Source organism: Pseudomonas algeriensis (genome assembly GCF_048847255.1).
Taxonomy (GTDB): domain Bacteria; phylum Pseudomonadota; class Gammaproteobacteria; order Pseudomonadales; family Pseudomonadaceae; genus Aquipseudomonas.
This window is the reverse complement of sequence record NZ_JBKKRK010000002.1, coordinates 191,885-217,408: the sequence shown is the minus strand read 5'-3', so window position 1 is coordinate 217,408 and position 25,524 is coordinate 191,885. Positions and strand designations below refer to the sequence as shown.

Here is a 25,524-nt window from a genome sequence, read left to right as displayed (position 1 = left end):
ACAAACTGTCGCCTGGCCGACCTGCCGTTCTCCATAAACGGCTACGCCCGGACGAGCCGGGCGAGTTGTCGCGGGTAACGACCCGACGTCAGCCGGTGTTGCGCAAACCGGCGGCGATCCCGGCTACAGACACCAGCAATGCCTGTTCCACGGGGCTGCCTTGGGCAACGTCCTGCTGCCGCGACCGTGCCAGCAGTTCGGCTTGCAACAGGTGCAAGGGGTCGAGGTAAGTGTTGCGCAGGCGAATGAATTCCAAGGTATCTGGGCTATGTGCCAGTAGCTGCGACTGGCCGGTCAACCCCAGGACCACCGAGCAGGCCTGCGACAATAGGTCGCGTAAATGCTCGCCCAACGGCAGCAATGCCGGTTCCACCAGACGCTCATCGTAAGACTGGGCAATATCGGCGTCGGCCTTGGCCAGCACCATCTCCAGCATGTCGATGCGGGTGCGGAAGAACGGCCACTGTTCGCGCATCTGCCCCAGCAATTCACCCTCGCCGCGCTCCAGCGCCTTGCCCAGGGCGGTTTCCCAACCGAGCCAGGCTGGCAGCATCAGGCGGGTCTGGGTCCAGCCGAAGATCCACGGAATCGCCCGCAAGCTCTCGATCCCCCCGGCGCGACGCTTGGCCGGACGGCTGCCCAAGGGCAGACGACCCAACTCCTGCTCCGGCGTGGACTGGCGAAAATACTCGACGAATTGTGGATTTTCCCGCACCACCGCGCGGTAGGCACTGACACCGTCAGCGGCCAATTCGTCCATCAAATGGCGCCATTCTGGCGTGGGCGGCGGCGGTGGCAGCAGGGTCGCTTCCAGCACCGCAGCGAGATAAAGGTTGAGGTTCTGTTCGGCGATGTCCGGCAGGCCGAATTTGAAACGAATCATTTCGCCTTGCTCAGTGGTGCGGAACCGCCCCGCCACCGAACCTGGCGGCTGCGACAGGATCGCCGCGTGCGCCGGGCCACCGCCACGGCCTACCGTACCCCCGCGACCATGAAACAACAGCAGTTCGACTTGCTGCTCGCGGCAGATGTCCACGAGTCGCTCCTGCGCTCGATACTGTGCCCAGGCCGCCGCCGTGGTCCCGGCGTCCTTGGCTGAATCGGAATAGCCGATCATCACCTCCTGGGGTCCATGCAGGCGCGAGCGATAACCCGGCAACGCCAGCAGGCGCTCCATCACCGGCCCAGCGTTGTCCAGGTCGGCGAGGGTTTCGAACAGCGGCACCACCCGCATCGGCCGCAACACGCCGGCTTCCTTGAGCAGCAATTGCACTGCCAGCACATCGGAAGCGGCACCGGCCATCGAGATCACGTAGGAACCCAGGGACGCCGCCGGCGCCGCCGCGACTTCCCGACAGGTCGCCAGGACCTCACCAGTGTCGGCCGACGGTTTGAAATGCGGCGGCAACAACGGACGTCGGTTATTCAGCTCATCCAGCAGAAAACGGATGCGCTGCTCTTCGTCCCAGTCTTCATAGCGTCCAAGCCCGAGGTAATCGGTGATCTCGGTCATGGCCATCGTGTGGCGCGTCGAATCCTGGCGCACATCGAGGCGCACGAGGAACAGCCCGAAGGTCACCGCGCGGCGCAGGCAATCGAGCAGCGGCCCGTCGGCAATCACCCCCATGCCGCACTCGTGCAGGGACTGATAGCACAACTCCAGCGGATCGAGCAGTTCGCGGTTGTCCTGCAACACTTCGGAAGAGGCCGGCGTAGTGGCTTTCAAGGAGGCCTGGGCCCAGTTGCGGGTGGCCCGCAGGCGTTCACGCAATTGCTTGAGTACCGCGCGATAGGGTTCGGCGCTGTCACCGGCCTGGGCGCGCAAGGCCTCGCTGGCCTTTTGCATGGAGAGGTCTGCCGCCAGGTGATCGACATCGCGCAGATAAAGGTCCGCCGCCATCCAACGCGCCAGCAACAGCACTTCGCGTGTGACCGCGGCGGTGACGTTCGGGTTGCCATCCCGGTCGCCGCCCATCCAGGAGGCAAAGCGGATCGGCGCGGCTTCCAGCGGCAAGCGCAGCCCGGTGGCGGCGTGCAGGGCCTGGTCGGCCTTGCGCAGGTAATTGGGGATGGCCTGCCACAGCGAATGCTCGATCACCGCAAAGCCCCACTTGGCCTCGTCCACGGGCGTGGGCCGGGTGCGGCGGATTTCTTCGGTGTGCCAGGCTTCGGCGATCAATCTTTGCAAGCGCTCATGGATCTGCGCGCGCTCGGCACTGGTGAGGTCACGGTGATCCTGGGCCGCCAGTTGCGCGGCGATGGCGTCGTATTTCTGGATCAGCGTACGCCGGGCGACTTCCGTGGGGTGGGCGGTGAGGACCAACTCGATATCGAGCCGGCCCAACTGCCGGGCCAGCGATTCGGCGCTGTGGCCTTCGGCGCGCAAGCGTGCCAGCAACTCGGGCAACACTCGCGCTTCAAACGGCGCAGGCTTGGATTCTTCGCGCCGATGAATCAATTGGTATTGCTCAGCGATGTTGGCCAGGTTCAAGAACTGGTTGAACGCTCGTGCGACCGGCAGCAATTCCTCCTCGCTCAACTGATTGAGGCTGGCGCTCAGTTCGGCGTCCATGGAACCACGTCGGTCCGCCTTGGCGCCTTTGCGGATCTGCTCGATCTTGTCGAGAAAGGTGTCCCCGTACTGGTCGCGAATGGTGTTGCCCAGCAATTCGCCGAGCAGGTGGACATCCTCGCGCAGGCGGGCATCGATATCGGTCATCAGCAGTTCTCCAGCAAAAGGTCCGGACAGCTTTGTAGGAGAGAGTGCCGATGCTGATCGTTTATGACAAGCGACGAAGGGACATTAAACCTTGTCGGACAAAGCTAGTCTCAAGATAAGCCACACAACGGCTTGTCACTGTCGCGCCTGCCATAAGCAGGGCTATTGAGGTCATCATGAAAATCCGTGAGCTTGCCCAGCATTGGGAAGAAAATGCCAAGGGTCGCCTGACCCAGACCGGCTACACGATTCATCTCGATGTAGAGGCCGCTGCGCGCCTGGCGGCCATCTGCGACATGTATCCCAAGCGTCAGCCCGAAGAACTGCTCGGGGAGCTGATCGGCGCCGCGTTGGAAGAGCTGGAAGCCAGCTTCCCCTACGTCAAGGGATCGCAAGTCGTATCGACCGATGAGGAAGGTGATCCGCTGTATGAAGACGTGGGCCCGACGCCACGTTTTCTCGCGCTGTCACGCCGTCATCTGCGCGAACTTTCCTCCCACAGCGACAAATCCAAACACTGATTGCCGCCCGTTCCAGCGTGCGAAATTCCAGCGCGGAGCCTGTCCCAGTCGCGCTGGAATACCGCTGCCCGCCTTGAAAGTTCAGCTTTTTGGCGCTTGACCAATCAGTCAGTATTTCTTTTGGCGAATGGCCATCCTTGCCTGAACTTTTGAAAAACGCCTCGGGTCACACCGAATAACCATACTGGAACGGCCGTTTAAAAAAACGCGCCCTGGCGCCAGCGCCAAAACAGACGTCACGGCTTCGGTCCCAGCATGGAATGGTGTTTTTTTCAGGAGTTTTCCAATGGAGTTGAAGCCTATGAATACCTGCACTGCCAAACCCTCATCCACTGGCCTGCGCGGCCTGAAGTTGGCTGCCCTGGCTATCGGTAGCAGCTTCATTCTGGCCGGTTGTGCCGGCAACCCACCTTCGGAGCAATACGCGGTCACGCAATCTGCGGTCAACAGCGCCGTCAGCGCTGGCGGCACCGAGTTTGCCGCCGTGGAAATGAAATCGGCCCAGGACAAGCTCAAGCAGGCCGAGATCGCCATGCACGACGAGAATTACGAAGAGGCCAAGCGTCTGGCCGAACAGGCCGAATGGGATGCCCGCGTCGCCGAGCGCAAGGCCCAGGCCGCCAAGGCCGAACAGGCTCTCAAGGATTCCCAGAAAGGGGTTCAGGAACTGCGTCAGGAAGGCATGAACAAGGTCCAGTGACCCGGTTCGAGCCACGACGCACTTCTCATTGATAAAAGGACGACAGACTATGACGCACAAACATTTCATGATGCCCGCCCTGCTTGCCGCCTGCGTAGCCCTGGCCGCTTGCTCCCACGATCCGAACGCGAACCTGGAACAGGCGCGCACCAACTACAACGGCTTGCAGGCCGACCCGGCGGCCACCAAGGTCGCGGCCCTGGAAACCAAGGACGCTGCCGATTTTCTCGCCAAGGCCGACAAGGCCTACATGGATAACGAGGACGAAGCCAAGGTCGACCAACTGGCCTACCTGACCAACCAGCGTGTCGAAGTGGCCAAGCAGACCATTGCCCTGCGCAACGCCGAAGCCGAGCTGAAAAACGCCGGTGACGAACGCGCCCGCGCACTGCTGGAAGCCCGCAACGCGCAGATCAAGCAGTTGCAGGACAGCCTCAACGCCAAGCAGACCGAGCGCGGTACGCTGGTGACCTTCGGCGACGTGCTGTTTGCCACCAACAAGTCGGACCTGCGTACCAGCGGCATGACTAACGTGAGCAAACTGGCGCAGTTCCTCCAGGAAAACCCGGATCGCAAGGTGATCATCGAAGGCTACACCGACAGCACCGGTTCGGACTCCTACAACCAATCGCTGTCCGAACGCCGCGCCAGCTCCGTGCGCACCGCCCTGGTGAAAATGGGCGTCGACCCGGCCCGCATCGTGACACAGGGCTACGGCAAGGAATTCCCGGTCGCCGACAACACCAGCGTCTCGGGCCGCGCCATGAACCGTCGCGTGGAGGTCACCATCTCCAACGACAACCAGCCCGTCGCCCCGCGTTCGACCATGAGCGCCAACTGATCGGTTGACTGCAACTCAAAAGCCCCGCCTGACTTCAATCAGGCGGGGCTTTTTTATGATCAAATTTATTTGGCTGCACACGATCCTCGTGGGAGCGAGCTTGCTCGCGATAGGGGAGTGTCAGGCACTATCAATGCTGCTGAACCACCGCTATCGCGAGCAAGCTCGCTCCCACAGGGGTCTCGCTTAAGGCTGAAGTTTTTGTGGGGTCTCCTGCCCCATGCAGCGCACCGCGCGCTTCTTCTCGTTGATCAGCACACCGGTCAGGCCTTTCTGTTCGGTGTCGAACAACACCAGCACGCCATCGATGCACTGGGCCACTTGCGGCGCCGGCTCCAGGGAAACCTTGTAGTCCTCCCCCGGCACGGTCTTGAGCATGGTGAACTCGTTGAGCAGCAACGCATCCTCGGGCTTGGCGAAATGCAGGTAGCCGTAGTACCAGAGCGCCGCGACGGTGCCGAGGATGCTGCAGATTCCTGTGATTATCAGGGGGATGGCGTTACGTTCTTCGCTCATTGCGGATTCTCAGGTGATTCAACGGGTGATTTCGGGTAATTCGGAATTTCGCCCAGGCGGCGCAGGCCGTCAAAGTGCCGGGGGTCGTCGAGGTAGCGCAGCATCACGGTTCGCCAGGTTGGGTCGGCGAAGGTCTGCACATGCCCGCCACGGGTCAGTTGCAGCACCCGTGGCGGCGGCGCAGCTTGATACAAGCGGATGCCGTTGGAAAGGGGCACGATCGGATCGTCGAGGCTGTGGTAGATCAGTTTCGGTACGCCGTTCAATTGCGCGATCGAGCCGATGGCGCTGTCGCCGTCCGGCACCAGCCACGACAGCGGCACCTGGAGTGGCCAGGTCAGCCATGAGGTGCCAAGAGCGAAACGCCCTACATCACGATAACTGGCGGGCACGCCGTCGAGCACCAAGGCCTTGAGCTGCTGCTGGCGCTGCGGGTGCTCGACCAGGTAATGCACCGCCAGCGCGCCACCGAGACTCTGGCCGAGCAGCACCAACGGCTTGCCCCGCACTTCCGGCGCCTGGTCGAGCCAATTGAACGCGGCGTCGATGTCCTGGTAGATCGCCGGCAGGCTCGGCTCGCCTTCGGAAACGCCATAGCCACGGTAATCGACCATCAAGACTTGATAACCCTGCTCCGGCAACCACCAGCTCCCGCCAAGGTGCCAGGCCAGGTTGCCACCATTGCCGTGAAGATGCAGCACCGTGCCCTTGACCTCTACACCCGGCTTCACCGGCAGCCACCAACCCCGCAGCTTCAGCCCATCGGCGGTGGTCAGGGTGACGTCGCGGTATTCAAGGTTGGCCCGCTTGGGGGTAAACGGCAGCCCGCGTTCGGGGTAGAACAACAGGGAGCTGCAACCGGTCAGGGTCAACAGCAGGCACATGATGCCGAGGGTTCGCATCCGGTGAAGCCTCGCAAGTCAGAAGTGAACGCAGTCCCCTGGGGGAGCGAGCTTGCTCGCTTTTGCTTTTTGTCTGTCACAGCTGTATTGACTGTCCTGTCGCTATCGCGAGCAAGCTCGCTCCCACAGGGATTGTTGGTGTGGTTAAAGGATATTGGAATAATCCGCTTCGATCCGGTCCAGGCTCAGGTGGTTCAAGAAGTTGGAGAAGCACATCCAGGCCGACAGCGCGTTCATGTCGCGAAATTGGTCGGGCAGGTACTTGGGCGGTACGACCAGGCCTTCATCCACCAACTGGCGCAACGTGCGCATGTCCTCCAGGGTGGTCTTGCCGCAGAACAGCAACGGAACCTGCTCCAGCTTGCCTTTGCGCACGGCCAGCTGAATATAGTTGTAAACCATGATGAAGCCCTTGAGGTAGGACAAGTCTTTGGTAAATGGCAGACCGGTCGGCACCGAACCACGGAAAACCCGACTGGCGTTGCCGTAGCTTTCGGCCATTTCAAAGCCCTGTTCACGGAAGAACTCGTAGACCTGCAGGAAATCGGCGCCCTCTTCCACCATATGAATGGCACGAGTGCGGTTGGTGAGTTTGCGCAAGCGACTCGGGTAAGACGCGAAGGTGATGATCTCCATCAGGATCGCCAGGCCTTCCTGGGTCACTGTCGACGAGGGCGGGCCCTTGGACAGGAAGGTGCAGATCGGCTGGTTCAGGCCGTTGAGGGTGGTGCCGACGTGCACCAGCCCTTCATGGACCTCCAGGGCGCGCACATCACGCTCGTTGAACATCGCGTCGGTGCGGATCTTGATATAGTCGGCGCCCGCCGCCGCGTCGGCCACGATCCCGTCGGACTCGAACACGCGGATCGTTTCCTCGGCTTCGCCGAACACCCGGTTGAGGCGATGCTGCAACAGGCTCACGGCTTCCTTGGCGCTGAGGACCTTGGGCTCGTCCTTCAGGTCGCCACGGCCATCGATGTTGTTCAGGTAATCGGACAGCATCAGCCCCAGGTCGGCCAGGGTCGGGTCACCGGCGTGGAAGGCGTCGGACGCCGCGCCATACAGCTCCTGGGAAATCAGGCCGAAGTCCTCGGTGCCGCGCGCTTCGAGCATGCGCACCACCATGCGGTATTCCTTGCACATGCGCCGCATGATCTGGCCAACCGGGTTGAACTGCCCGAGCTGGCGGGTGATGTCGCGCTCGATGTTCTGAAACTCCAGCTTCACTTTGCTGGAATCGAACGACAGCGGTCGGTTGAGATAATAGTCGCGGTCCACGGCGGGCATTTCCTTGCCCTTGGTCTTGAGAAAACCTTTGCGGATGTTCTCGTCCCACTTCACCGCGTCGAGGATTCGAATCGGCGTCTGCGCCAGCACAATGCGATCGGACAAGGTGCGTATCGTCTGCTGGTAATCGTCCACCCGGAACTCCTGTGAAAAAAACGTCCGCTTGTAGCAGTTATTGGGATTTGGCCAGTCGCTGATAGCGCACGGCTTCCGAGAACACGTCGGAATTGGCTGGGTCGTCGAGGTAGCTGAACACCTTGACCATGTCGCTGTCCACCAGCACGCCATCACCCTCTTCGCTTGGGTTCGGCTGGCCACTGAGGAGCTTCTGGCCGATGGCCTGGTTGATCTGTTCCATGTCCAGGTTGTAGACCACCAGTTCCTGTTTGTCGGTCAGTTCGAAACCGGCGATGACGAAATGTCCGCCATAGCGGGCCGGCACCTTGGCCGACAGGTACCAGCGGCTGCCGTGTCGGGAGACCGTCACGGGAATGGCTTCGCGCTCTCGGGGCTTGGCCCTGAAGTAGCTGATGGCCTGGTAGCGGTGCTTGCCGACTTGCGTCAGCTCCAGGTTCAACGGCTCGCCCCAGGCGTTGGTGCTGGTCCATTGGCCGAGCAGGCCCTTGGGCGCGGCTTCGCTGTCGGGCAACGGCGCCTTGAACGACACCAGGCACCCAGTGAGCAGCAGCAACGACACGGCCAGTACAACGGCATGCCAGGCTTTCATTGGAACTCCCTATGGCTTCAGCGCTTTGTTTTTTGTGGCGAGGGAGCTTGCTCCCTCGCCACGGGGGACCTGTTGTACCCCAATAAGGGCTACACCGACGCCAGTACCAGGTGCATGTAGCGGGTCAGGATGCCGAGCATGTCTTCTTCAGCGACAGGCTCGGCGCCATTGAGCAAGCCCTGATATTCCATCCGACCGATAATCGCCGTCAACACTTTGGCATCCTGTTGCGGCTCGCGCGAGCCCAACACCTGGAAAAACTGACAGGTGCCATGGAGCAGGATTCGTTGATGAGAACGAACCAGTTCCGCCAGGCGTGGGTTGAGCAGCGCTTCCTGGCGGAAGGCCTGTTCGGCCATCAAATAGTCGCGACGACTCTGCAACTGATGCTGCACATAATCAGCGGTCATCCGCGCAATGTCGTCGGCCAATTGCGAGCGCGACTCGGCGCTGCCGTCCCCGTAGGCGACCATTTCACGCAGCAGCCCCTCGTTGTTGGTCCACAGCTTGGCCATGAACGCCGCGCTGCGCTCCACGTACTGGGCGAAGGTATCGGTGAGCAGGTCGTCGATGTCCTTGAAGTAGTAAGTGGTGGCCGACAGCGGCACGCCCGCTTCGGCGGCCACCGCGCGGTGTCGCACGGCCCGCACGCCATCGCGCACGACGATGCGCATGGCCGCGTCGAGAATGTCCTGGCGGCGCTGTTCACTGCCCTGTCGGCTGGCCTTGCGACCCTGGTACTGAACACTTTCAGCGACAGCAGTGGCGACGCCCGCTGCACCTTCTGGAGCCATTGCACGATTCACGACAGGTGTTTCCTCGCTATTTCAGAAGTAACCAATTGATACGTTTGTACCAGACAGGCAATAAAAAGCCGCCCATCGAGGCGGCTTTTTGATTCAGACCATTACGCTTGGGGCCGCATGTGCGGGAAGAGGATCACATCCCGGATCGACGGTGAGTTGGTCAGCAACATCACCAGGCGATCGATGCCGATGCCTTCACCTGCGGTCGGCGGCATGCCGTACTCCAACGCGCGGACGAAGTCGGCGTCGTAGTGCATGGCTTCGTCGTCGCCCGCGTCCTTGTCAGCTACCTGGGCCATGAAGCGCTCGGCCTGGTCTTCCGCGTCATTGAGCTCGGAATAGGCGTTGGCGATTTCCCGGCCACCGATGAACAGCTCGAAGCGGTCGGTCACGCTTGGGTCTTCGTCGTTGCGACGGGCCAGCGGCGACACTTCGAACGGGTACTGGGTGATGAAGTGCGGCTGCTCCAGCTTGTGCTCGACCAGTTCTTCGAAAATCATCACTTGCAGCTTGCCCAGGCCTTCGAAGCCGAGCACCTTGGCGCCGGCTTTCTTGGCGATGGCGCGGGCCTTGTCGATGTCCTGCAGATCAGCCGCAGTGATTTCCGGGTTGTACTTGAGGATCGAATCGAACACCGACAGGCGCACGAACGGCTCGCCGAAGTGGAACACTTTGTCGCCGTATGGCACATCGGTGCTGCCCAGGACCAACTGCGCCAGTTCGCGGAACAGTTCTTCGGTCAGGTCCATGTTGTCTTCGTAGTCAGCATAGGCCTGGTAGAACTCGAGCATGGTGAACTCGGGGTTGTGCCGGGTCGAAACGCCTTCGTTACGGAAGTTGCGGTTGATCTCGAACACTTTCTCGAAGCCGCCGACCACCAGGCGCTTGAGGTACAGCTCCGGGGCGATACGCAGGAACATTTCCATGTCCAGGGCGTTATGGTGGGTTTCGAACGGCTTGGCCGCCGCGCCGCCAGGGATGGTCTGGAGCATCGGCGTCTCGACTTCCAGGAAGTCACGCTTCATCAGGAAGCTGCGGATGTGGGCGATGACTTGCGAACGCACGCGGAAGGTCTGGCGCACGTCTTCGTTGACGATCAGGTCGACGTAGCGCTGGCGGTAACGTTGCTCGGTGTCGGTCAGGCCGTGGTGCTTGTCCGGCAGCGGGCGCAAGGACTTGGTCAGCAGGCGCACGCTGGTCATTTCGACGTACAGGTCGCCCTTGCCGGAGCGGGCCAGGGTGCCTTCGGCGGCGATGATGTCGCCCAGGTCCCAGGTCTTGACGGCGGCCAGGGTTTCTTCCGGCAGGGTCTTGCGGTTGACGTAGACCTGAATGCGGCCGGTCATGTCCTGGATCACCATGAACGAACCACGGTTGAGCATGATGCGACCGGCAACCTTGACCGCAATCGCCGCCTCGGCCAGCTCTTCCTTGGTCTTGTCTGCGTACTTCTTCTGCAGGACGTCGCAATACGCGTCGCGGCGGAAGTCGTTGGGGAAAGCCTGGCCCTTCTCGCGCTCGGCAGCAAGCTTTTCCTTGCGCAGGGCGATCAGGGAGTTTTCTTCCTGTTGCAGGGCTTGCGGGTCGAGTTCTAGGTCGCTCATGTCTTTAAGGATTCCATCACAGGTTCGTTGCCCCCGGCCCCGGGCCGGAGTTTGCGGGCAGGCCTCGCTTGCGTGCAAGCGTGCCTGCCCACCGCGTGGGTGTCGCGTTACAGCCCTTGCTTGAGGCTGGCGATCAGGTATTCATCGATGTCGCCATCGAGCACTTTGTCGCAGTCGCTGCGTTCGATGCTGGTACGCAAGTCCTTGATCCGCGAGGCGTCGAGCACGTACGAACGGATCTGGTGACCCCAGCCGATATCGGACTTGGTGTCTTCCAGCGCCTGGGACGCGGCGTTGCGCTTCTGCACTTCCTGCTCGTACAAGCGGGCCCGCAACATTTTCATCGCGGTGTCTTTGTTGGCGTGCTGGGAACGTTCGTTCTGGCAACTCACCACCGTGTTGGTCGGTACGTGGGTAATCCGCACGGCCGAGTCGGTGGTGTTTACGTGCTGGCCACCGGCACCGGAGGAGCGGTAGGTGTCGATGCGCAGGTCGGCCGGGTTGATCTCGATTTCGATGTTGTCATCGATTTCCGGAGAGACGAATACCGCCGAGAACGAGGTGTGGCGCCGGTTGCCGGAGTCGAACGGGCTCTTGCGTACCAGGCGGTGCACGCCGATCTCGGTCCGCAGCCAACCAAAGGCGTATTCGCCCTTGATGTGCACGGTGGCGCCCTTGATCCCGGCGACTTCGCCGGCGGACAGTTCCATGATCGTGGCGTCGAAACCGCGTTTGTCAGCCCAGCGCAGGTACATGCGCAGCAGGATGTTGGCCCAGTCCTGGGCTTCGGTGCCGCCGGAACCGGCCTGGATGTCCAGGTAGGCGTTGTTCATGTCCATCTCGCCGCTGAACATGCGACGGAATTCCAGCTTGGCGAGGTTCTCGTCCAGGCGAGTCAGTTCGGCGACGACATCGCCGACCGCGCCTTCGTCGTTCTCTTCGACAGCCATGTCCAGCAGGTCGCGACAATCGGCCAGGCCGCTGGACAATTCGTCCAGGGTCTCGACGATCTGCGCCAGCGCAGAACGCTCGCGGCCCAGTTCCTGGGCGTAGGAAGGGTTGTTCCAGACATTCGGATCTTCAAGCTCGCGATTGACTTCGGTCAGGCGCTCATGCTTTTGATCGTAGTCAAAGATACCCCCGAATAGTTTCGGAGCGCTCGGACAGGTCCTTGATAGTGTTCAGGATCGGGTTGATTTCCATGGCGGGCAGCACTCGTTGGCGAACTTTTGAAAGCCGGCGAGTATAACGTAATCAAACGCCAGCGGCAGCCCGCCTGGCGGCTTTAGGGGCAATGAGATTCAGCTTACGGCCCCTGTGGCGAGGGAGCTTGCTCCCGCTGGGGCGCGCAGCGCCCCTGAAACCAGTTGGCTCGGTGTGTCAGGTTGACCGAGGGAGCCATTTTAGGGCTGCTGCGCAACCCAGCGCGAGCAAGCTCCCTCGCCACGAAAAGCATCTTTCCCCCGCAAACCTATTTAACTCCCCACCCGATTGCCGGCCGGAAGGTCGGAGGATCAGCAGCGACGGCTGGGACTGATCCCGCAGCAACCCTCCACAGGTATAGTTTCAACTCTTCCAATTACTGTACGAACAGATCAGGCAGCCGCCTGGCGCACCTGCTTTTCCAGTTCCGCCTTCAACCCCGGCTCCAGCTTCAACTGCCGCGCCAGTTCGTCGAGGTAGGACTTTTCCATGAAATTCTCTTCGTCCACCAACATCACACTGGCGATGTACATCTCTGCGGCGATTTCCGGCGTGCTTGCGGCACGTGCCACGTCGGTGGGGTCCAGCGGTTTGTTGAGCTCGGCATGCAGCCAGTGTTGAAGCTCCTGGTCGTTATCGAGCTTGGTGAATTCGCCTTCGATCAACTGCCGCTCTCGGTCATCCACATGGCCGTCAGCCTTGGCCGCCGCGACCAGGGCCTTGAGGATCGCCTGGCTGTGTTGCTCGACTTGCGCCGCCGGCACGCGGTCCAGGGTCTGCGGCTCGGTTTTCGGCGCGTTGCCCTGTTGGGCCTGCCAATTGCCGTAAGCCTTGTAGGCAATCACGCCCAGGGCAGCCAGGCCACCATAAGCCAGCGCCTTGCCACCAAAATTGCGGGCTTTCTTGTTGCCCAGCAGCATGCCCATGGCGCTCGCCGCCAGCGCCCCGCCCCCCGCGCCGGACAGCATGCCGCCCAGGTTGCCGGAGCCGCCGAGCAAACCGCCCAGGCCGCTGGATGGCTTGCCTTGCGAACCGCCGGCCTTGTTCTGCAACATTTCCTGACCGGACTTGAGTAACTGATCGAGCAATCCACGGGTGTTCATTTGCCGCCTCCACGCATTCGGGTTAACCGGATCATAAGGCCCTCAGCCTAGAACGAAAGTGCCCTACTTCCCCTGGTCACATTGCTTCGAGATGTTGCCTGGGCAACCAGAGTCTCGCCGGCAACATTCGATAAAAACGATATACACTTCAAGGTCTCGATAAATCCGATCTCAGGATGTGCGTCATGATGACCCTGCGCCAGATCCGTCATTTCATCGCGGTGGCCGAGACCGGCTCGATCTCCGCCGCCGCGCAGACCGCATTCATCTCCCAATCGACCTTGACCCTGGCAATCCAGCAACTGGAAGAGGAAATCGGCGTCAGCCTGTTCAACCGCCACGCGAAAGGCATGACGCTGACCCACCAGGGACACCAGTTCCTGCGCCAGGCCCATTTGATTCTCGCCACGGTCGATAACGCCAAGCGTAGCCTGCAGCAAAGCACCGACCAGGTGGCCGGCCAGATCACCATCGGCGTGACCAGCCTGGTCGCCGGTTACTACCTGGCGGATCTCCTGACCCGTTTCCAGCGCGCCTACCCCAATGTGGCAATCCGGGTTATGGAGGACGAACGTCCCTACATCGAGCATCTGCTGGTCAGCGGCGAGATCGATGTCGGCGTGCTGATCCTCTCCAACCTGGAAGACCGCCACGCCCTGCAGACCGAAGTGCTGACCCACTCACCCCATCGCTTGTGGTTGCCGGCGCAGCATCCGCTGCTTGAAAACGACAGCATCCACCTGGCGGATGTCGCCCGGGAACAGCTGATCCAATTGAACGTCGATGAAATGGACCGCAACGCGCAACGCCTCTGGCGCGGCGCCGGCCTGCAACCGCAAATCACCCTGCGCACAGCCTCGACCGAAGCGGTACGCAGCCTGGTGGCGGCCGGCCTGGGTGTTTCGATCCAACCGGACATGACCTACCGCCCCTGGTCGCTGGAAGGCGACATCATCGAGGCGCGCCCCATCGCCGACCTCAACCAGACGCTGGATGTCGGGCTGGCCTGGCGCCGGGGAACTGCACGCCCGGCCTCGGTCGACCCGTTCCTGGCGGTCGCTCGGGAACAATCCCATGGCGGACGCAAGCCATCGATTTAATCGAACGCAGCGTTGAGTATTTCGAATTTGTAGGCCTTGCGAGTGCGCACTAGTCTTGCTGAATCCTCAAGACTGCTGACAACTCGAGAAATAAAACATGGCTGGCACGCAAACCCCGTTGTGTACCGCGTTGTTGATCAACGGAGAATTGGCGGCCGGCGAGGGTTTTGTCGAGCCGATTCTCAACCCGGCCACGGGTGAAGTGGTTGCGCAAATCGCCGAGGGCAGTATCGAACAGGTCGAAGCCGCGATCCTCGCGGCTCATCACGCCTTCGGCGGCTGGTCACGTACCACGCCGCAACAACGCTCGAACCTGTTGCTGGAAATCGCCAGCGCCATCGAAAAAAATGCCGATCACCTGGCCCGTCTCGAATCCTTGAACTGCGGCAAGCCCTTGCACCTGGCTCGCCAGGATGATTTGAGCGCCACGGTGGATGTGTTCCGTTTCTTTGCCGGCGCGGTGCGCTGCCAGACCGGCCAGCTCAGCGGTGAATACCTGCCGGGCTACACGAGCATGGTGCGCCGCGACCCGATCGGCGTGGTGGCCTCCATCGCGCCGTGGAACTACCCCATCATGATGGCGGCCTGGAAGATCGCCCCGGCCCTGGCCGCTGGCAATACCTTGGTGTTCAAGCCTTCCGAGCACACGCCGCTGTCGATCCTGGCCCTGGCGCCAATACTGGCCGAGATCCTGCCGCCCGGCGTCATCAACATCATCTGCGGTGGCGGCGAAGGCGTCGGCAGCCATCTGGTCAGCCATCCGAAGGTGCGCATGGTCTCGCTGACCGGCGATATCGTCACCGGCCAGAAGATCCTTCAGGCGGCGGCGAAAACCCTCAAGCGCACGCATCTGGAACTGGGTGGCAAGGCCCCGGTGATTGTCTGTGACGACGCCGATCTCCAAGCGGTGATCGAGGGCGTGCGCACCTATGGTTATTACAACGCCGGACAGGATTGCACCGCCGCCTGCCGGATCTACGCCCAGGCCGGTATCCACGACCGGCTGGTGGCGGAACTCGGCGCGGCGGTCGGCAGCCTGCGCTTTGCCGGCAAGCGCGACGCCGACAATGAAATCGGCCCGCTGATCAGCGTGCGCCAGCGCGACCGTGTCGCCAGTTTTGTCGAGCGAGCCCTTGGCCAGCCGCACATCGAACGCATCACCGGTGCGGCGGTGCATTCCGGGGCCGGTTTCTACTATCAGCCGACGCTGCTGGCCGGCTGCAAGCAAAGCGATGAGATCGTCCAACGGGAAGTGTTCGGCCCGGTGGTCACCGTGACCCGCTTCGACGAGCTCAGCCAAGCGGTGGACTGGGCCAACGATTCGGAATATGGCCTGGCCTCCTCGGTATGGACCCAGAACCTGGACAAGGCGATGCAAGTGGCGGCACGGCTGCAATACGGCTGCACCTGGATCAACAGCCATTTCATGCTGGTCAGCGAGATGCCCCACGGCGGCTTGAAACGCTCGGGCTACGGCAAGGATCTGTCCAGCGACTCGCTTCAGGACTACAGCGTGGTGCGCCATATCATGGCCCGGCATGGCCGGGAGCTTTGAGCTTGCAGCTAAGCTAAAACAATAACCAGCGACACGTTCTCAAAAAACTGCCCCGACCATAATTAAAGCAAGAGGGATTTCCATGTACGCGCACAAGACCGTATTGCTCAGTGCAATCACCACGGCGCTGCTGACCAGCGTCAGCGTCCAGGCCGCCGAACCGCTCAAGGCCATTGGTGCCGGCGAAGGCCAATTGGATATCGTCGCCTGGCCGGGCTACATCGAACGCGGTGAAAGCGACAAGGCCTATGACTGGGTCACCGGTTTCGAAAAGGAAACCGGCTGCAAGGTCAACGTGAAAACCGCCGCCACGTCCGATGAAATGGTCAGCCTGATGAGCAAGGGCGGCTATGACCTCGTCACTGCTTCGGGCGATGCCTCGTTGCGGCTGATTGCCGGCAAACGCGTGCAGCCGATCAACACCGCGCTGATCGCCAATTGGAAAAACCTCGACCCGCGCCTCAAAGACGCGCCGTGGTATGTGGTCAATCAACAGACCTACGGCACGCCCTACCAGTGGGGCCCAAACGTGTTGATGTACAACACCCAGGTATTCAAGCAGGCACCGACCAGTTGGAGCGTGCTGTTCGAAGCCCAGAACCTGCCCGACGGAAAGCCGAACAAGGGGCGCGTGCAGGCCTACGACGGCCCGATCTACATCGCCGACGCGGCGCTTTATCTCATGACCGCCAAACCTGAACTGGGTATCAAGGACCCGTACCAGCTCGACGAAACCCAGTACAAGGCTGTGCTCCAATTGCTACGGGCCCAGCAACCGTTGATTCACCGCTACTGGCATGACACCACCGTGCAGATGAGCGACTTCAAGAACGAAGGCGTGGTGGCGTCCGGCGCCTGGCCGTATCAGGTCAACGGTTTGATGAACGAGAAACAGCCAATCGCCTCGACCATTCCCAAAGAAGGCGCCACCGGCTGGGCCGACACCACCATGCTGCACGCCGAGGCCAAGCACCCCAACTGCGCCTACAAGTGGATGGATTGGTCGCTGCAACCGAAAGTCCAGGGTGACGTGGCCGCATGGTTCGGCTCCTTGCCTGCCGTGCCCGAGGCGTGCAAAGGCAGCGAACTGCTGGGCGCCGAAGGTTGCAAGACCAACGGTTTCGATCAGTTCGACAAGATCGCTTTCTGGAAAACGCCCCAGGCCGAGGGTGGCAAGTTTGTACCGTACAGCCGCTGGACCCAGGATTACATAGCGATCATGGGTGGGCGTTAACCGCAGCCCGACAGTGCTTTTGTGGCGAGGGGATTTATCCCCGCTGGGGCGCGAAGCGCCCCCAACACTGACGTCTCAGGGTATCAGGCAGATTGAGTCGCCTGCTTTGGGGCTGCCTTGCAGCCCAGCGGGGATAAATCCCCTCGCCACAGGTTCCTGCCCGACCGCTAGTACTTAGCCCCGTTTTGTGGAGCCCCGCACCATGACACTTGCAGTCCAGTTCACCCATGTGTCCCGTCAGTTCGGCGATGTGAAGGCCGTCGATCGGGTCTCCATCGACATCCAGGACGGCGAGTTCTTCTCCATGCTGGGCCCTTCCGGCTCCGGCAAGACCACCTGCCTGCGGCTGATCGCAGGCTTCGAGCAACCCAGCGCCGGTTCGATCCGTATCCACGGTGAAGAAGCCGTGGGTCTTGCGCCCTACCAGCGGGACGTGAATACGGTTTTCCAGGACTACGCCCTGTTCCCCCATATGAATGTGCGCGACAACGTGGCCTATGGCTTGAAAGTCAAAGGCGTCGCCAAGGCCGAGCGCATCAAGCGCGCCGACGAAGCCTTGGAGATGGTAGCCCTGGGCGGCTACGGCGAGCGCAAGCCGGTGCAACTTTCCGGCGGCCAGCGCCAGCGTGTCGCCCTGGCCCGTGCGTTGGTCAATCGCCCCCGGGTATTGTTGCTGGACGAGCCGCTGGGCGCCCTCGACTTGAAGCTGCGTGAACAGATGCAAGGCGAACTGAAGAAGCTGCAACGGCAGCTGGGCATCACCTTCATTTTCGTTACTCATGACCAGACCGAAGCGTTGTCGATGTCCGATCGCGTGGCGGTGTTCAACAAGGGCCGCATTGAACAGGTCGATACGCCGCGCAACCTGTACATGAAACCGACCACCACCTTCGTTGCCGAATTCGTCGGCACCTCCAACGTGATCCGCGGCGAACTGGCCCGACAACTGAGCGGTTATCCACAGCCGTTCTCGATTCGTCCGGAACACGTGCGTTTTGCCGAAGGACCGCTGGCGAGTCATGAAATAGAGGTCAATGGCCTGCTCCATGACATCCAGTACCAAGGCAGCGCGACACGCTACGAATTGAAGCTGGAAAACGGCCAGACCCTGAGTCTCAGCCAGGCCAACACCCAGTGGAGCGACAACGGCACCCGGCATCAGGCCGGCCAGCACCTGGCCGTGCGCTGGGCCCGCGAGGCGATGGTTGCCCTGCACGACACCGTCGGCAGCGAGGTCTGAGATGAGCACCCTGGCCATGACTCAAACAGCGACGCACGGCTCGGCGTTGCGGCGCTTTTCGAATCTGCTGTACCGACGACCGAATCTGTATCTGTCGATGCTGCTGGTGCCTCCGCTGATCTGGTTCGGCGCGATCTACCTGGGTTCGTTGCTGACCCTGCTCTGGCAGGGCTTCTACACTTTCGACGACTTCACCATGGCGGTCACGCCGGACCTGACCCTGGCGAATTTTTCAGCACTGTTTCAGCCATCGAATTTCGACATCATCGCTCGCACCCTGACCATGGCGATTGCCGTGTCCATCGCGAGCGCCCTGGTTGCGTTCCCGATTGCCTATTACATGGCGCGCCACACCAGCGGCAAGACCAAGGCGTTCTTCTACATCGCGGTGATGCTGCCGATGTGGGCCAGCTATATCGTCAAGGCCTATGCCTGGACGCTGTTGCTGGCCAAAGGCGGCGTGGCGCAATGGTTCGTCCAGCACCTGGGCCTGGGGCCGCTGCTGCAATGGGCGCTGGAGATTCCCGGCGTGGGCGGCAGCACGTTGTCCACATCGCACTTGGGGCGCTTCCTGGTCTTCGTCTACATCTGGCTGCCGTTCATGATCCTGCCGATCCAGGCATCCCTGGAACGCCTGCCGCCATCGCTGCTGCAGGCCTCGGCGGACCTGGGCGCCCGTCCACACCAGACATTCATGCAGGTGATCCTGCCGCTGTCGGTCCCAGGCATCGCGGCCGGCTCGATCTTCACCTTCTCGCTGACCCTGGGGGATTTCATCGTGCCGCAACTGGTGGGCCCGCCGGGCTACTTCGTCGGCAGCATGGTCTACGCCCAGCAAGGCGCCATCGGCAACATGCCCATGGCCGCGGCATTCACGCTGGTGCCCATCGTGCTGATCGCCATCTATCTTTCCATCGTCAAGCGACTGGGGGCTTTCGATGCACTCTGACTCTCGAGCGTCATGGGGCCTGCGCATCGCGGCATGGGGCGGGCTGGTGTTCCTGCACTTCCCGATCCTGATCATCTTCCTTTATGCCTTCAACACCGAAGACGCCGCGTTCAGCTTCCCGCCCAAGGGCCTGACGTTGAAATGGTTTAGCGTGGCCTTTTCGCGTCCGGACGTGCTGGAAGCGATCAAGTTGTCGTTGCAAGTGGCGGCTGTCGCCACGCTGATCGCCATGGTGCTCGGCACCCTGGCCTCGGCGGCGCTGTATCGCCGGGACTTCTTCGGCAAACAAGGCATTTCCCTGATGTTGATCCTGCCGATTGCCCTACCGGGGATCATCACCGGCATTGCGCTGTTGGCGACCTTCAAGAGCCTGGGCATCGAGCCGGGGATGTTCACCGTCATCGTCGGCCACGCAACCTTCTGCGTGGTGATCGTCTACAACAACGTCATCGCCCGCCTGCGCCGCACGTCCCATAGTCTGATCGAAGCCTCGATGGACCTGGGCGCCGACGGCTGGCAGACCTTTCGCTACATCGTCCTGCCCAACCTGGGATCGGCCCTGCTGGCCGGAGGGATGCTGGCGTTTGCCTTGTCGTTCGATGAAATCATCGTCACCACCTTCACCGCCGGCCACGAGCGCACCTTGCCGCTCTGGCTGCTCAACCAGCTCAGCCGCCCTCGCGACGTCCCAGTAACCAATGTGGTGGCGATGCTGGTGATGTTGGTCACGATGTTGCCGATCCTCGGCGCGTATTACCTGACCCGTGGTGGCGAAAGCGTGGCGGGGAGCGGTGGGAAATAGATTCGCCGCCAAGATGATTATCCCCTGTGGGGGCGAGCCTGCTCGCGATGACTGACCAGCGCTCAACACAGATGTCGGCTGCAAGGACGCCTTCGCGAGCAGGCTCGCTCCCACAGAAAAGCACTAACGTTCAAGAGGACATGGACATGCAAACCAAACTGCTTATCAACGGCCACCTCGTCAACGGCGAGGGCCCTGGCCAGGCCGTTTTCAATCCGGCCCTGGGCCGGGTGCTGGTGGAAATCAACGAAGCCAGCGAGGCCCAGGTCGACGCCGCGGTCCGCGCTGCCGACAACGCCTTCGAATCCTGGTCGCAGGTGCCGCCCAGGGACCGTTCCCTGTTGCTGCTCAAGCTGGCGGACGCCATCGAGACCCATGGCGAGGAACTGGCGAAACTGGAATCGGATAACTGCGGCAAACCGTTCAACGCCGCGCTGAACGACGAAATCCCGGCAATCGCCGACGTGTTCCGCTTCTTTGCCGGCGCCAGTCGCTGCATGAACGGCTCGGCGGGCGGCGAATACCTGCCGGGCCACACCTCTATGATCCGTCGCGACCCGGTGGGCGTCATCGCGTCCATCGCACCGTGGAATTACCCGTTGATGATGGTTGCCTGGAAAATCGCCCCCGCCCTGGCCGCCGGCAACACGGTGGTGCTCAAGCCGTCGGAGCAGACGCCGCTGACAGCGTTGCGCATGGCGGAATTGGCATCAGAGATATTTCCGGCGGGCGTGCTCAACGTGATCTTCGGCCGCGGGCAAACCGTGGGCAACCCGCTGGTCACCCACCCGAAAGTGCGCATGGTATCCCTCACAGGCTCCATCGCCACTGGCTCGAACATCATTTCCAGTACCGCCGACAGCGTCAAACGCATGCACATGGAGTTGGGCGGCAAGGCGCCGGTGATCATTTTCGATGATGCCGACATCGACGCTGCGGTGGAAGGCATCCGCACCTTCGGCTTCTATAACGCTGGCCAGGATTGCACCGCCGCTTGCCGCATCTACACCCAGCAAGGCATCTACGACAAGTTTGTCGAGAAACTCGGCGCCGCCGTCGCCAGCATCAAGTACGGTCTGCAGAACGAGCCCGACACCGAGATGGGACCGCTGATCACTGCCCAGCATCGTGACCGAGTGGCCGCCTTCGTCGAGCGAGCCATTGCCCAGCCCCACATCCGCCTGGTCACCGGGGGCAAGGCGGTAGAAGGCAACGGTTTCTTTTTCGAACCGACAGTGCTGGCCGATGCACAGCAGGATGACGAAATCGTCCGGCGCGAAGTCTTCGGCCCGGTGGTGTCCGTCACGCCGTTCCTTGATGAAGCGCAAGTGTTGGCCTGGGCCAACGATTCGGACTACGGACTGGCCTCATCGGTATGGACCACCGACATCGGCCGCGCCCATCGCCTCTCGGCGCGGCTGCAATATGGCTGCACCTGGGTGAATACCCACTTCATGCTGGTCAGCGAAATGCCCCATGGCGGTCAGAAACGTTCTGGCTACGGCAAGGACATGTCCATGTATGGGTTGGAGGATTACACGGTGGTGCGGCATGTGATGTTCAAGCACTGATGTAAAGACAACGTTGGCAACACATGCCCATGCCTGCCCCGCGTTCGTCCTGCTAAGGTTTTCGTCGATCGGTGCACGCCGCCGGTTGACGGAGATTCTGGCAGCGCCTAGGGTGTCTACAATGTATACATCCAGGAGATGAACCATGGCCTCGCCCGTTTTGTCCTTTCGTGTCGAGGAAGGTCTGGCCCAGCAATTGGACTTGCTGGCTGCCGCCACCGACCGCGACCGTCAATATCACCTCAAGCGTGCATTGGTTCGATATGTGGAAGCCGAATCGTGGCATCTGCAAGCGATCAGCGAAGGCATGGCGGATGCCGATGCTGGACATCTGACCGACCTGGACGCCGTGAAGGCTAAGTGGGCAAAGCGTGCCGAACATCGTACTGACCGACAAAGCACAGAGTGACCTCGACTCGATCCATGAATATTACTCCCACGCTATCGGCCCGGACGATGCTGATGAGGTCGTCCTCACGATCCTTGAAACGTTGCAACAACTGCAGCGTTTTCCTGGCTCGGGTCGTCCCTCACCTGCTCCCGATATCCGAGAGCTGATGCTGACGCGCTATCCGTTTTTTGCCCCTTACCGACTCTTGCATGGGCAACTGCAGGTCCTGCGAGTATTGCACCAGCGCACCGAGCGCCCCCAGGACTGGTCAGAGCAGTAACGCCGACTAACACCTCCCGACCCAGCCGCCGATCTCCATCGGTATTCAAAATCGCGAAACACTGCGCATCGCATCCAGCAGGTAGCGCATGGCGATCCGGTCGCTTTCCGACAGCTCCCGGTACCGTTCGACCAATCTCAATTCTTCCCGGCTGAGCCGGCGTTTCTTGCGCGCGTTGATCAGGCCCGGGAAGATTCCCAGCATTTCGGTAAGGCCCTGTATTTTCGTCATGACTTGTCCTTCTGTTACGTCGAGTTGACCTGATAGCGCCCGGTGAACCGGTTACATCGTGCTTCACACTCAAGAATAGGGAGGATTCATCGGGTGAAAAGGGAGTTTTAGAGTAATTAGTCAAAAAAACCCAAAATGTTCATAAAAAAGGAAATAACTGTAAGAAATTTTGACCAGGTCACGCTTTCCTGTCTCTCCAAGCTCGCATTTCCCCTATGATTTTGCGCCTCGGTGAACCGATCCAGCTCTCAGGTATCTGTTCTTACGTTCGTCGCGTTTGGCCAAAGGCATGTCCGAACTCCTTTTTCAATCTCTGTTGCCAGGATCGGCTCGGGATTGCTTTGATTAAGGTTGTATTTATGCACCGCAGGAATTTGCTCAAGGCCTCCATGGCCTTCGCCGCCTACACCGGGCTATCGGCGTCGGGACTCATGGCCGCACGCGCCTGGGCCGCTGACCAGACCGCCGACGGCGAAGCCCGTCCCTTCGATTTCAAAGGGCTGAAGGATCAGGCCCGGCGGCTGGCCGAGAGCCGCTACGTCGACACCAAGCAAGTCCTGCCACCGACCCTGGCCCAGATGTCGCCGCTGCAGTTCAATGCCATCCGGTACGACGCCAACCACTCCCTGTGGAATGAGCTGGACGGGCAACTGGACGCACAGTTCTTCCATGTCGGCATGGGTTTCAAGCAGCCGGTTCGCATGTACAGCGTCGACCCGAAGACGCGTATGGCCCGTGAGGTGCATTTCCGCCCGGAGCTGTTCAACTACGAAAAGACCACGGTCAATACCTCGCAATTAACCGGTGACCTGGGCTTCGCGGGTTTCCGGGTGTTCAAGGCACCGGAGCTGGACCGGCACGACATCGTTTCATTCCTGGGGGCCAGCTATTTCCGCGCCGTCGATGCCAGCGGCCAGTACGGGCTGTCTGCCCGGGGGCTGGCCATCGACACCTATGCGAAGAAGCGCGAGGAGTTTCCGGATTTCACCAAGTTCTGGTTCGAAACCCCGGACAAGAACAGCACCCGTTTCGTGGTCTACGCCCTGCTCGACTCGCCCAGCGCCACCGGCGCCTATCGTTTCGATATCGATTGCCAGCCGACCCGGGTCGTCATGGAAATCGATGCGCACATCCATGCCCGTACCGCCATTGAGCAACTGGGCATCGCACCGATGACCAGCATGTTCAGCTGCGGCACGGTCGAGCGGCGCATGTGCGACACCATTCACCCGCAAATCCACGACTCCGACCGGCTGGCCATGTGGCGCGGCAACGGCGAATGGGTCTGCCGCCCGCTGAACAACCCCGCCACCCTGCAATTCAACGCGTTCGCCGACAAGAATCCGAAAGGCTTCGGGCTGGTGCAGACCGACCATGACTTCGACAGCTACCAGGACACCGTGGATTGGTACAGCAAACGTCCGAGCCTGTGGGTCGAGCCTACGACCGCATGGGGAGAAGGCTCAGTCGATCTGTTGGAAATTCCTACAACCGGCGAAACCCTGGATAACATCGTCGCGTTCTGGACCCCGAAAAAACCCGTCGCCGCCGGTGATTCGCTGAATTACGGCTACAAGCTCTACTGGAGTGCCTTGCCACCGGTGAGCACCGACCTGGCGCGTGTCGATGCCACCCGCTCCGGCATGGGCGGCTTCATCGAAGGCTGGGCACCCGGCGAGCATTACCCGACCGTCTGGGCGCGGCGCTTTGCCGTGGACTTCACCGGCGGTGGCCTCGACCAGTTGCCACCGGGCACCGGTATCGAACCGGTCGTGACGTGCTCCCACGGCGAGGTCAAGGACTTCAACGTGTTGGTACTGGACGCGATCAAGGGCTACCGCATTACTTTCGACTGGTACCCGACCGACGATCGCGTGGACCCGGTAGAGATGCGGCTGTTCCTGCGTTCCAAGGACCGCACGTTGAGCGAGACCTGGCTGTACCAGTATTTCCCGCCGGCGCCGGATCGGCGTAAGTATCCCTGAACCAACTCTGGACACCCGATAAACAAAAAACGAAAAGCCCCGGCCAATGACCGGGGCTTTTTGTTTCATCGCCAATTCAGTCCCGCAGATCCGACTCATGGATCGGCTGGTCCCGATGCGTCGCCCGCTGGTACTGCGCCGGCCAAGTGGCCTTGCGCCCACCCAAGTCATCATCGGCATGCAAGGCCCAATACGGATCGCGCAACAATTCCCGGGCGAGGAAGATGATATCGGCCTGGCAGGTGCGCAGGATGTGCTCGGCCTGGGCCGGCTCGGTAATCATGCCCACGGTGCCGGTGGCAATCTCCGACTCCTTGCGTACCCGCTCGGCGAAGCGGGTCTGATAACCCGGGCCGGTGGGAATTTCCGCATTCGCGGCGGTTCCGCCCGACGACACGTCAATCAAGTCCACCCCCAACATCCTGAATCGTCGCGCCAGTTCCACGGTTTCGTCCGGGTTCCAACCGTCTTCGACCCAGTCGGTGGCGGAGACGCGAACGAACACCGGTAGTTCTTCTGGCCACACCGCCCTCACCGCTTCAGTCACTTGCAGCACCAGCCGGATACGGTTTTCGAACGACCCGCCGTATTGATCGCGGCGCTGGTTGCTCAAGGGCGACAGGAACTGATGCAGCAGGTAACCGTGGGCCGCATGGACCTCGACCACCTTGAAGCCTGCGGTCAGGGCACGCTTGGCCGCGTCCACGAATGCCTGGATCACGCCAGCGATCTGCCCCTCGTCCAATTGCATCGGCTGGGTGTGTTGTGGGTCGAAGGCGATTGGCGAAGGACCGACCGGGACCCAGCCGCCGTCCTCCGGCTTGACGCTGCCATGCTTGCCCAACCAGGGCCGCCAGGTACTTGCCTTGCGACCTGCGTGCGCCAGCTGGATGCCGGGGACGGCCCCTTGGGCGGTGATGAAACGGGTGATGCGTTGCAGCGCCGGGATTTGCTCATCGTTCCACAACCCAAGGTCCTGGGCGGTGATACGGCCGTCCGCGGTGACTGCGGTGGCTTCGGTGAACACCAGCCCGGCGCCACCCACGGCGCGACTGCCAAGGTGTACCAGGTGCCAGTCGTTGGCCAGGCCATCGACGCTCGAGTATTGGCACATCGGCGAAACCGCGATGCGATTGGGAAGGGTCAATTGGCGAAGGGTATAGGGTTCCAGCAGCAGACTCATGGGGCACCTCTCGAATCAGTGGGCAGGCTCCAGGGTTCTGTTTGAAAAGTCGACGAGTGACAAAAAGGTACAAC

At 61.3% G+C, this 25,524-nt stretch carries 24 protein-coding genes; 13 read left to right on the top strand and 11 right to left on the bottom strand.

Annotation, left to right across the window (positions count from 1 at the left end):
• Positions 1-88: 88 nt before the first annotated feature.
• The gene (gene ppc, locus ACLK1G_RS03825; protein WP_420764211.1) at positions 89-2,719 is read right to left on the bottom strand and encodes a phosphoenolpyruvate carboxylase; all 2,631 of its coding nucleotides are present in this window, start codon (positions 2,717-2,719) and stop codon (positions 89-91) included.
• A gap of 176 nt (positions 2,720-2,895) precedes the next feature.
• Between ppc and ACLK1G_RS03820 the strand changes: the two genes are divergently transcribed.
• The 3 genes from ACLK1G_RS03820 (at position 2,896) to lptF (ending at position 4,781) form a co-directional block, all read left to right on the top strand.
• On the top strand, positions 2,896-3,240 hold the full coding sequence (locus ACLK1G_RS03820) for a pilin assembly protein (RefSeq protein WP_420764210.1): 345 nt from the start codon (positions 2,896-2,898) through the stop codon (positions 3,238-3,240).
• A 286-nt stretch (positions 3,241-3,526) separates the two neighbouring features.
• Positions 3,527-3,940 (top strand): DUF4398 domain-containing protein, encoded by a 414-nt coding sequence (locus ACLK1G_RS03815; RefSeq protein ID WP_014336761.1) that lies wholly within the window; start codon positions 3,527-3,529, stop codon positions 3,938-3,940.
• Between the two features lie 49 nt (positions 3,941-3,989).
• Positions 3,990-4,781: a lipotoxin F family OmpA-related lipoprotein LptF gene (gene lptF, locus ACLK1G_RS03810; RefSeq protein ID WP_420764209.1), complete on the top strand. Its 792-nt coding sequence runs from the start codon at positions 3,990-3,992 to the stop codon at positions 4,779-4,781.
• A gap of 186 nt (positions 4,782-4,967) precedes the next feature.
• On the opposite strand, the gene ACLK1G_RS03805 is transcribed toward lptF, so the two are convergent.
• From ACLK1G_RS03805 to ACLK1G_RS03770, 8 genes are all read right to left on the bottom strand, one after another.
• Complete coding sequence (locus ACLK1G_RS03805; protein ID WP_420764208.1) at positions 4,968-5,297, bottom strand: PA3694 family proteiin; 330 nt, start codon at positions 5,295-5,297, stop codon at positions 4,968-4,970.
• Entirely contained in the window at positions 5,294-6,199 is a 906-nt protein-coding gene (locus ACLK1G_RS03800; RefSeq protein ID WP_420764207.1) for an alpha/beta hydrolase, read from the bottom strand. The genes ACLK1G_RS03805 and ACLK1G_RS03800 overlap by 4 nt, the downstream gene beginning before the upstream one ends.
• Before the next feature lie 144 nt (positions 6,200-6,343).
• Positions 6,344-7,621 carry a flavohemoglobin expression-modulating QEGLA motif protein gene (locus ACLK1G_RS03795; RefSeq protein ID WP_420764206.1) on the bottom strand — a complete coding sequence of 426 codons (1,278 nt, stop codon included), beginning with the start codon at positions 7,619-7,621 and terminating at the stop codon, positions 6,344-6,346.
• Between the two features lie 37 nt (positions 7,622-7,658).
• On the bottom strand, positions 7,659-8,213 hold the full coding sequence (locus ACLK1G_RS03790; protein WP_420764205.1) for a hypothetical protein: 555 nt from the start codon (positions 8,211-8,213) through the stop codon (positions 7,659-7,661).
• A gap of 89 nt (positions 8,214-8,302) precedes the next feature.
• Complete coding sequence (locus ACLK1G_RS03785) at positions 8,303-9,019, bottom strand: TetR/AcrR family transcriptional regulator (RefSeq protein WP_420764204.1); 717 nt, start codon at positions 9,017-9,019, stop codon at positions 8,303-8,305.
• A 101-nt stretch (positions 9,020-9,120) separates the two neighbouring features.
• Complete coding sequence (lysS, locus tag ACLK1G_RS03780) at positions 9,121-10,623, bottom strand: lysine--tRNA ligase (protein WP_420764203.1); 1,503 nt, start codon at positions 10,621-10,623, stop codon at positions 9,121-9,123.
• A 107-nt stretch (positions 10,624-10,730) separates the two neighbouring features.
• Positions 10,731-11,826 (bottom strand): peptide chain release factor 2 gene (gene prfB, locus ACLK1G_RS03775; RefSeq protein ID WP_095963568.1). Its coding sequence is split into 2 segments (ribosomal slippage): positions 10,731-11,753 and positions 11,755-11,826, totalling 1,095 coding nucleotides; the frame shifts between segments, so codons are not numbered across the junction.
• Positions 11,827-12,218: 392 nt separating this feature from the next.
• A complete protein-coding gene (locus tag ACLK1G_RS03770) occupies positions 12,219-12,929 on the bottom strand; it encodes a tellurite resistance TerB family protein (RefSeq protein WP_420764202.1) in 711 nt (236 codons plus the stop codon).
• A 185-nt stretch (positions 12,930-13,114) separates the two neighbouring features.
• Between ACLK1G_RS03770 and ACLK1G_RS03765 the strand changes: the two genes are divergently transcribed.
• The 9 genes from ACLK1G_RS03765 (at position 13,115) to ACLK1G_RS03725 (ending at position 22,051) form a co-directional block, all read left to right on the top strand.
• On the top strand, positions 13,115-14,029 hold the full coding sequence (locus ACLK1G_RS03765; RefSeq protein ID WP_420764201.1) for a LysR family transcriptional regulator: 915 nt from the start codon (positions 13,115-13,117) through the stop codon (positions 14,027-14,029).
• Positions 14,030-14,126: 97 nt separating this feature from the next.
• On the top strand, positions 14,127-15,584 hold the full coding sequence (locus ACLK1G_RS03760; protein WP_420764200.1) for a gamma-aminobutyraldehyde dehydrogenase: 1,458 nt from the start codon (positions 14,127-14,129) through the stop codon (positions 15,582-15,584).
• Positions 15,585-15,666: 82 nt separating this feature from the next.
• Positions 15,667-16,818 (top strand): putative ABC transporter substrate-binding protein YdcS, encoded by a 1,152-nt coding sequence (gene ydcS, locus ACLK1G_RS03755; RefSeq protein WP_420764199.1) that lies wholly within the window; start codon positions 15,667-15,669, stop codon positions 16,816-16,818.
• 202 nt (positions 16,819-17,020) lie between these two features.
• Positions 17,021-18,058, top strand: a complete 1,038-nt coding sequence (locus tag ACLK1G_RS03750) for an ABC transporter ATP-binding protein (RefSeq protein WP_420764198.1) — start codon at positions 17,021-17,023, stop codon at positions 18,056-18,058.
• A gap of 1 nt (position 18,059) precedes the next feature.
• A complete protein-coding gene (locus ACLK1G_RS03745) occupies positions 18,060-19,007 on the top strand; it encodes an ABC transporter permease (protein WP_420764197.1) in 948 nt (315 codons plus the stop codon).
• Complete coding sequence (locus tag ACLK1G_RS03740; protein ID WP_420764196.1) at positions 18,997-19,809, top strand: ABC transporter permease; 813 nt, start codon at positions 18,997-18,999, stop codon at positions 19,807-19,809. The genes ACLK1G_RS03745 and ACLK1G_RS03740 overlap by 11 nt, the downstream gene beginning before the upstream one ends.
• 146 nt (positions 19,810-19,955) lie before the next feature.
• Positions 19,956-21,380 (top strand): gamma-aminobutyraldehyde dehydrogenase, encoded by a 1,425-nt coding sequence (locus ACLK1G_RS03735; protein ID WP_420764195.1) that lies wholly within the window; start codon positions 19,956-19,958, stop codon positions 21,378-21,380.
• 145 nt (positions 21,381-21,525) lie between these two features.
• Positions 21,526-21,789, top strand: coding sequence for a CopG family ribbon-helix-helix protein (locus ACLK1G_RS03730; RefSeq protein WP_420764194.1), 264 nt, complete (start codon positions 21,526-21,528; stop codon positions 21,787-21,789).
• Complete coding sequence (locus tag ACLK1G_RS03725; RefSeq protein ID WP_420764193.1) at positions 21,752-22,051, top strand: type II toxin-antitoxin system RelE/ParE family toxin; 300 nt, start codon at positions 21,752-21,754, stop codon at positions 22,049-22,051. Before ACLK1G_RS03730 ends, ACLK1G_RS03725 begins: the two co-directional genes overlap by 38 nt.
• Positions 22,052-22,096: 45 nt before the next feature.
• On the opposite strand, the gene ACLK1G_RS03720 is transcribed toward ACLK1G_RS03725, so the two are convergent.
• Positions 22,097-22,282 carry a hypothetical protein gene (locus tag ACLK1G_RS03720; RefSeq protein WP_420764192.1) on the bottom strand — a complete coding sequence of 62 codons (186 nt, stop codon included), beginning with the start codon at positions 22,280-22,282 and terminating at the stop codon, positions 22,097-22,099.
• Between the two features lie 359 nt (positions 22,283-22,641).
• On the opposite strand from ACLK1G_RS03720, the gene ACLK1G_RS03715 reads away from it, so the two are divergent.
• Positions 22,642-24,267 (top strand): glucan biosynthesis protein D, encoded by a 1,626-nt coding sequence (locus ACLK1G_RS03715; protein WP_420764191.1) that lies wholly within the window; start codon positions 22,642-22,644, stop codon positions 24,265-24,267.
• Between the two features lie 76 nt (positions 24,268-24,343).
• On the opposite strand, the gene ACLK1G_RS03710 is transcribed toward ACLK1G_RS03715, so the two are convergent.
• Entirely contained in the window at positions 24,344-25,450 is a 1,107-nt protein-coding gene (locus ACLK1G_RS03710) for an NADH:flavin oxidoreductase/NADH oxidase (RefSeq protein ID WP_420764190.1), read from the bottom strand.
• Between the last annotated feature and the right edge of the window lie 74 nt (positions 25,451-25,524).

What these genes read in the sequence shown, in the direction of transcription:
- ppc (WP_420764211.1), bottom strand. Translation starts at nt 2,719, where the DNA reads ATGACCGATATCGATGCCCGCCTGCGCGAGGATGTCCACCTGCTCGGC.
- ACLK1G_RS03820 (WP_420764210.1), top strand. Translation starts at nt 2,896, where the DNA reads ATGAAAATCCGTGAGCTTGCCCAGCATTGGGAAGAAAATGCCAAGGGT.
- ACLK1G_RS03815 (WP_014336761.1), top strand. Translation starts at nt 3,527, where the DNA reads ATGGAGTTGAAGCCTATGAATACCTGCACTGCCAAACCCTCATCCACT.
- lptF (WP_420764209.1), top strand. Translation starts at nt 3,990, where the DNA reads ATGACGCACAAACATTTCATGATGCCCGCCCTGCTTGCCGCCTGCGTA.
- ACLK1G_RS03805 (WP_420764208.1), bottom strand. Translation starts at nt 5,297, where the DNA reads ATGAGCGAAGAACGTAACGCCATCCCCCTGATAATCACAGGAATCTGC.
- ACLK1G_RS03800 (WP_420764207.1), bottom strand. Translation starts at nt 6,199, where the DNA reads ATGCGAACCCTCGGCATCATGTGCCTGCTGTTGACCCTGACCGGTTGC.
- ACLK1G_RS03790 (WP_420764205.1), bottom strand. Translation starts at nt 8,213, where the DNA reads ATGAAAGCCTGGCATGCCGTTGTACTGGCCGTGTCGTTGCTGCTGCTC.
- lysS (WP_420764203.1), bottom strand. Translation starts at nt 10,623, where the DNA reads ATGAGCGACCTAGAACTCGACCCGCAAGCCCTGCAACAGGAAGAAAAC.
- ACLK1G_RS03770 (WP_420764202.1), bottom strand. Translation starts at nt 12,929, where the DNA reads ATGAACACCCGTGGATTGCTCGATCAGTTACTCAAGTCCGGTCAGGAA.
- ACLK1G_RS03765 (WP_420764201.1), top strand. Translation starts at nt 13,115, where the DNA reads ATGATGACCCTGCGCCAGATCCGTCATTTCATCGCGGTGGCCGAGACC.
- ACLK1G_RS03760 (WP_420764200.1), top strand. Translation starts at nt 14,127, where the DNA reads ATGGCTGGCACGCAAACCCCGTTGTGTACCGCGTTGTTGATCAACGGA.
- ydcS (WP_420764199.1), top strand. Translation starts at nt 15,667, where the DNA reads ATGTACGCGCACAAGACCGTATTGCTCAGTGCAATCACCACGGCGCTG.
- ACLK1G_RS03750 (WP_420764198.1), top strand. Translation starts at nt 17,021, where the DNA reads ATGACACTTGCAGTCCAGTTCACCCATGTGTCCCGTCAGTTCGGCGAT.
- ACLK1G_RS03745 (WP_420764197.1), top strand. Translation starts at nt 18,060, where the DNA reads ATGAGCACCCTGGCCATGACTCAAACAGCGACGCACGGCTCGGCGTTG.
- ACLK1G_RS03740 (WP_420764196.1), top strand. Translation starts at nt 18,997, where the DNA reads ATGCACTCTGACTCTCGAGCGTCATGGGGCCTGCGCATCGCGGCATGG.
- ACLK1G_RS03735 (WP_420764195.1), top strand. Translation starts at nt 19,956, where the DNA reads ATGCAAACCAAACTGCTTATCAACGGCCACCTCGTCAACGGCGAGGGC.
- ACLK1G_RS03730 (WP_420764194.1), top strand. Translation starts at nt 21,526, where the DNA reads ATGGCCTCGCCCGTTTTGTCCTTTCGTGTCGAGGAAGGTCTGGCCCAG.
- ACLK1G_RS03720 (WP_420764192.1), bottom strand. Translation starts at nt 22,282, where the DNA reads ATGACGAAAATACAGGGCCTTACCGAAATGCTGGGAATCTTCCCGGGC.
- ACLK1G_RS03715 (WP_420764191.1), top strand. Translation starts at nt 22,642, where the DNA reads ATGCACCGCAGGAATTTGCTCAAGGCCTCCATGGCCTTCGCCGCCTAC.
- ACLK1G_RS03710 (WP_420764190.1), bottom strand. Translation starts at nt 25,450, where the DNA reads ATGAGTCTGCTGCTGGAACCCTATACCCTTCGCCAATTGACCCTTCCC.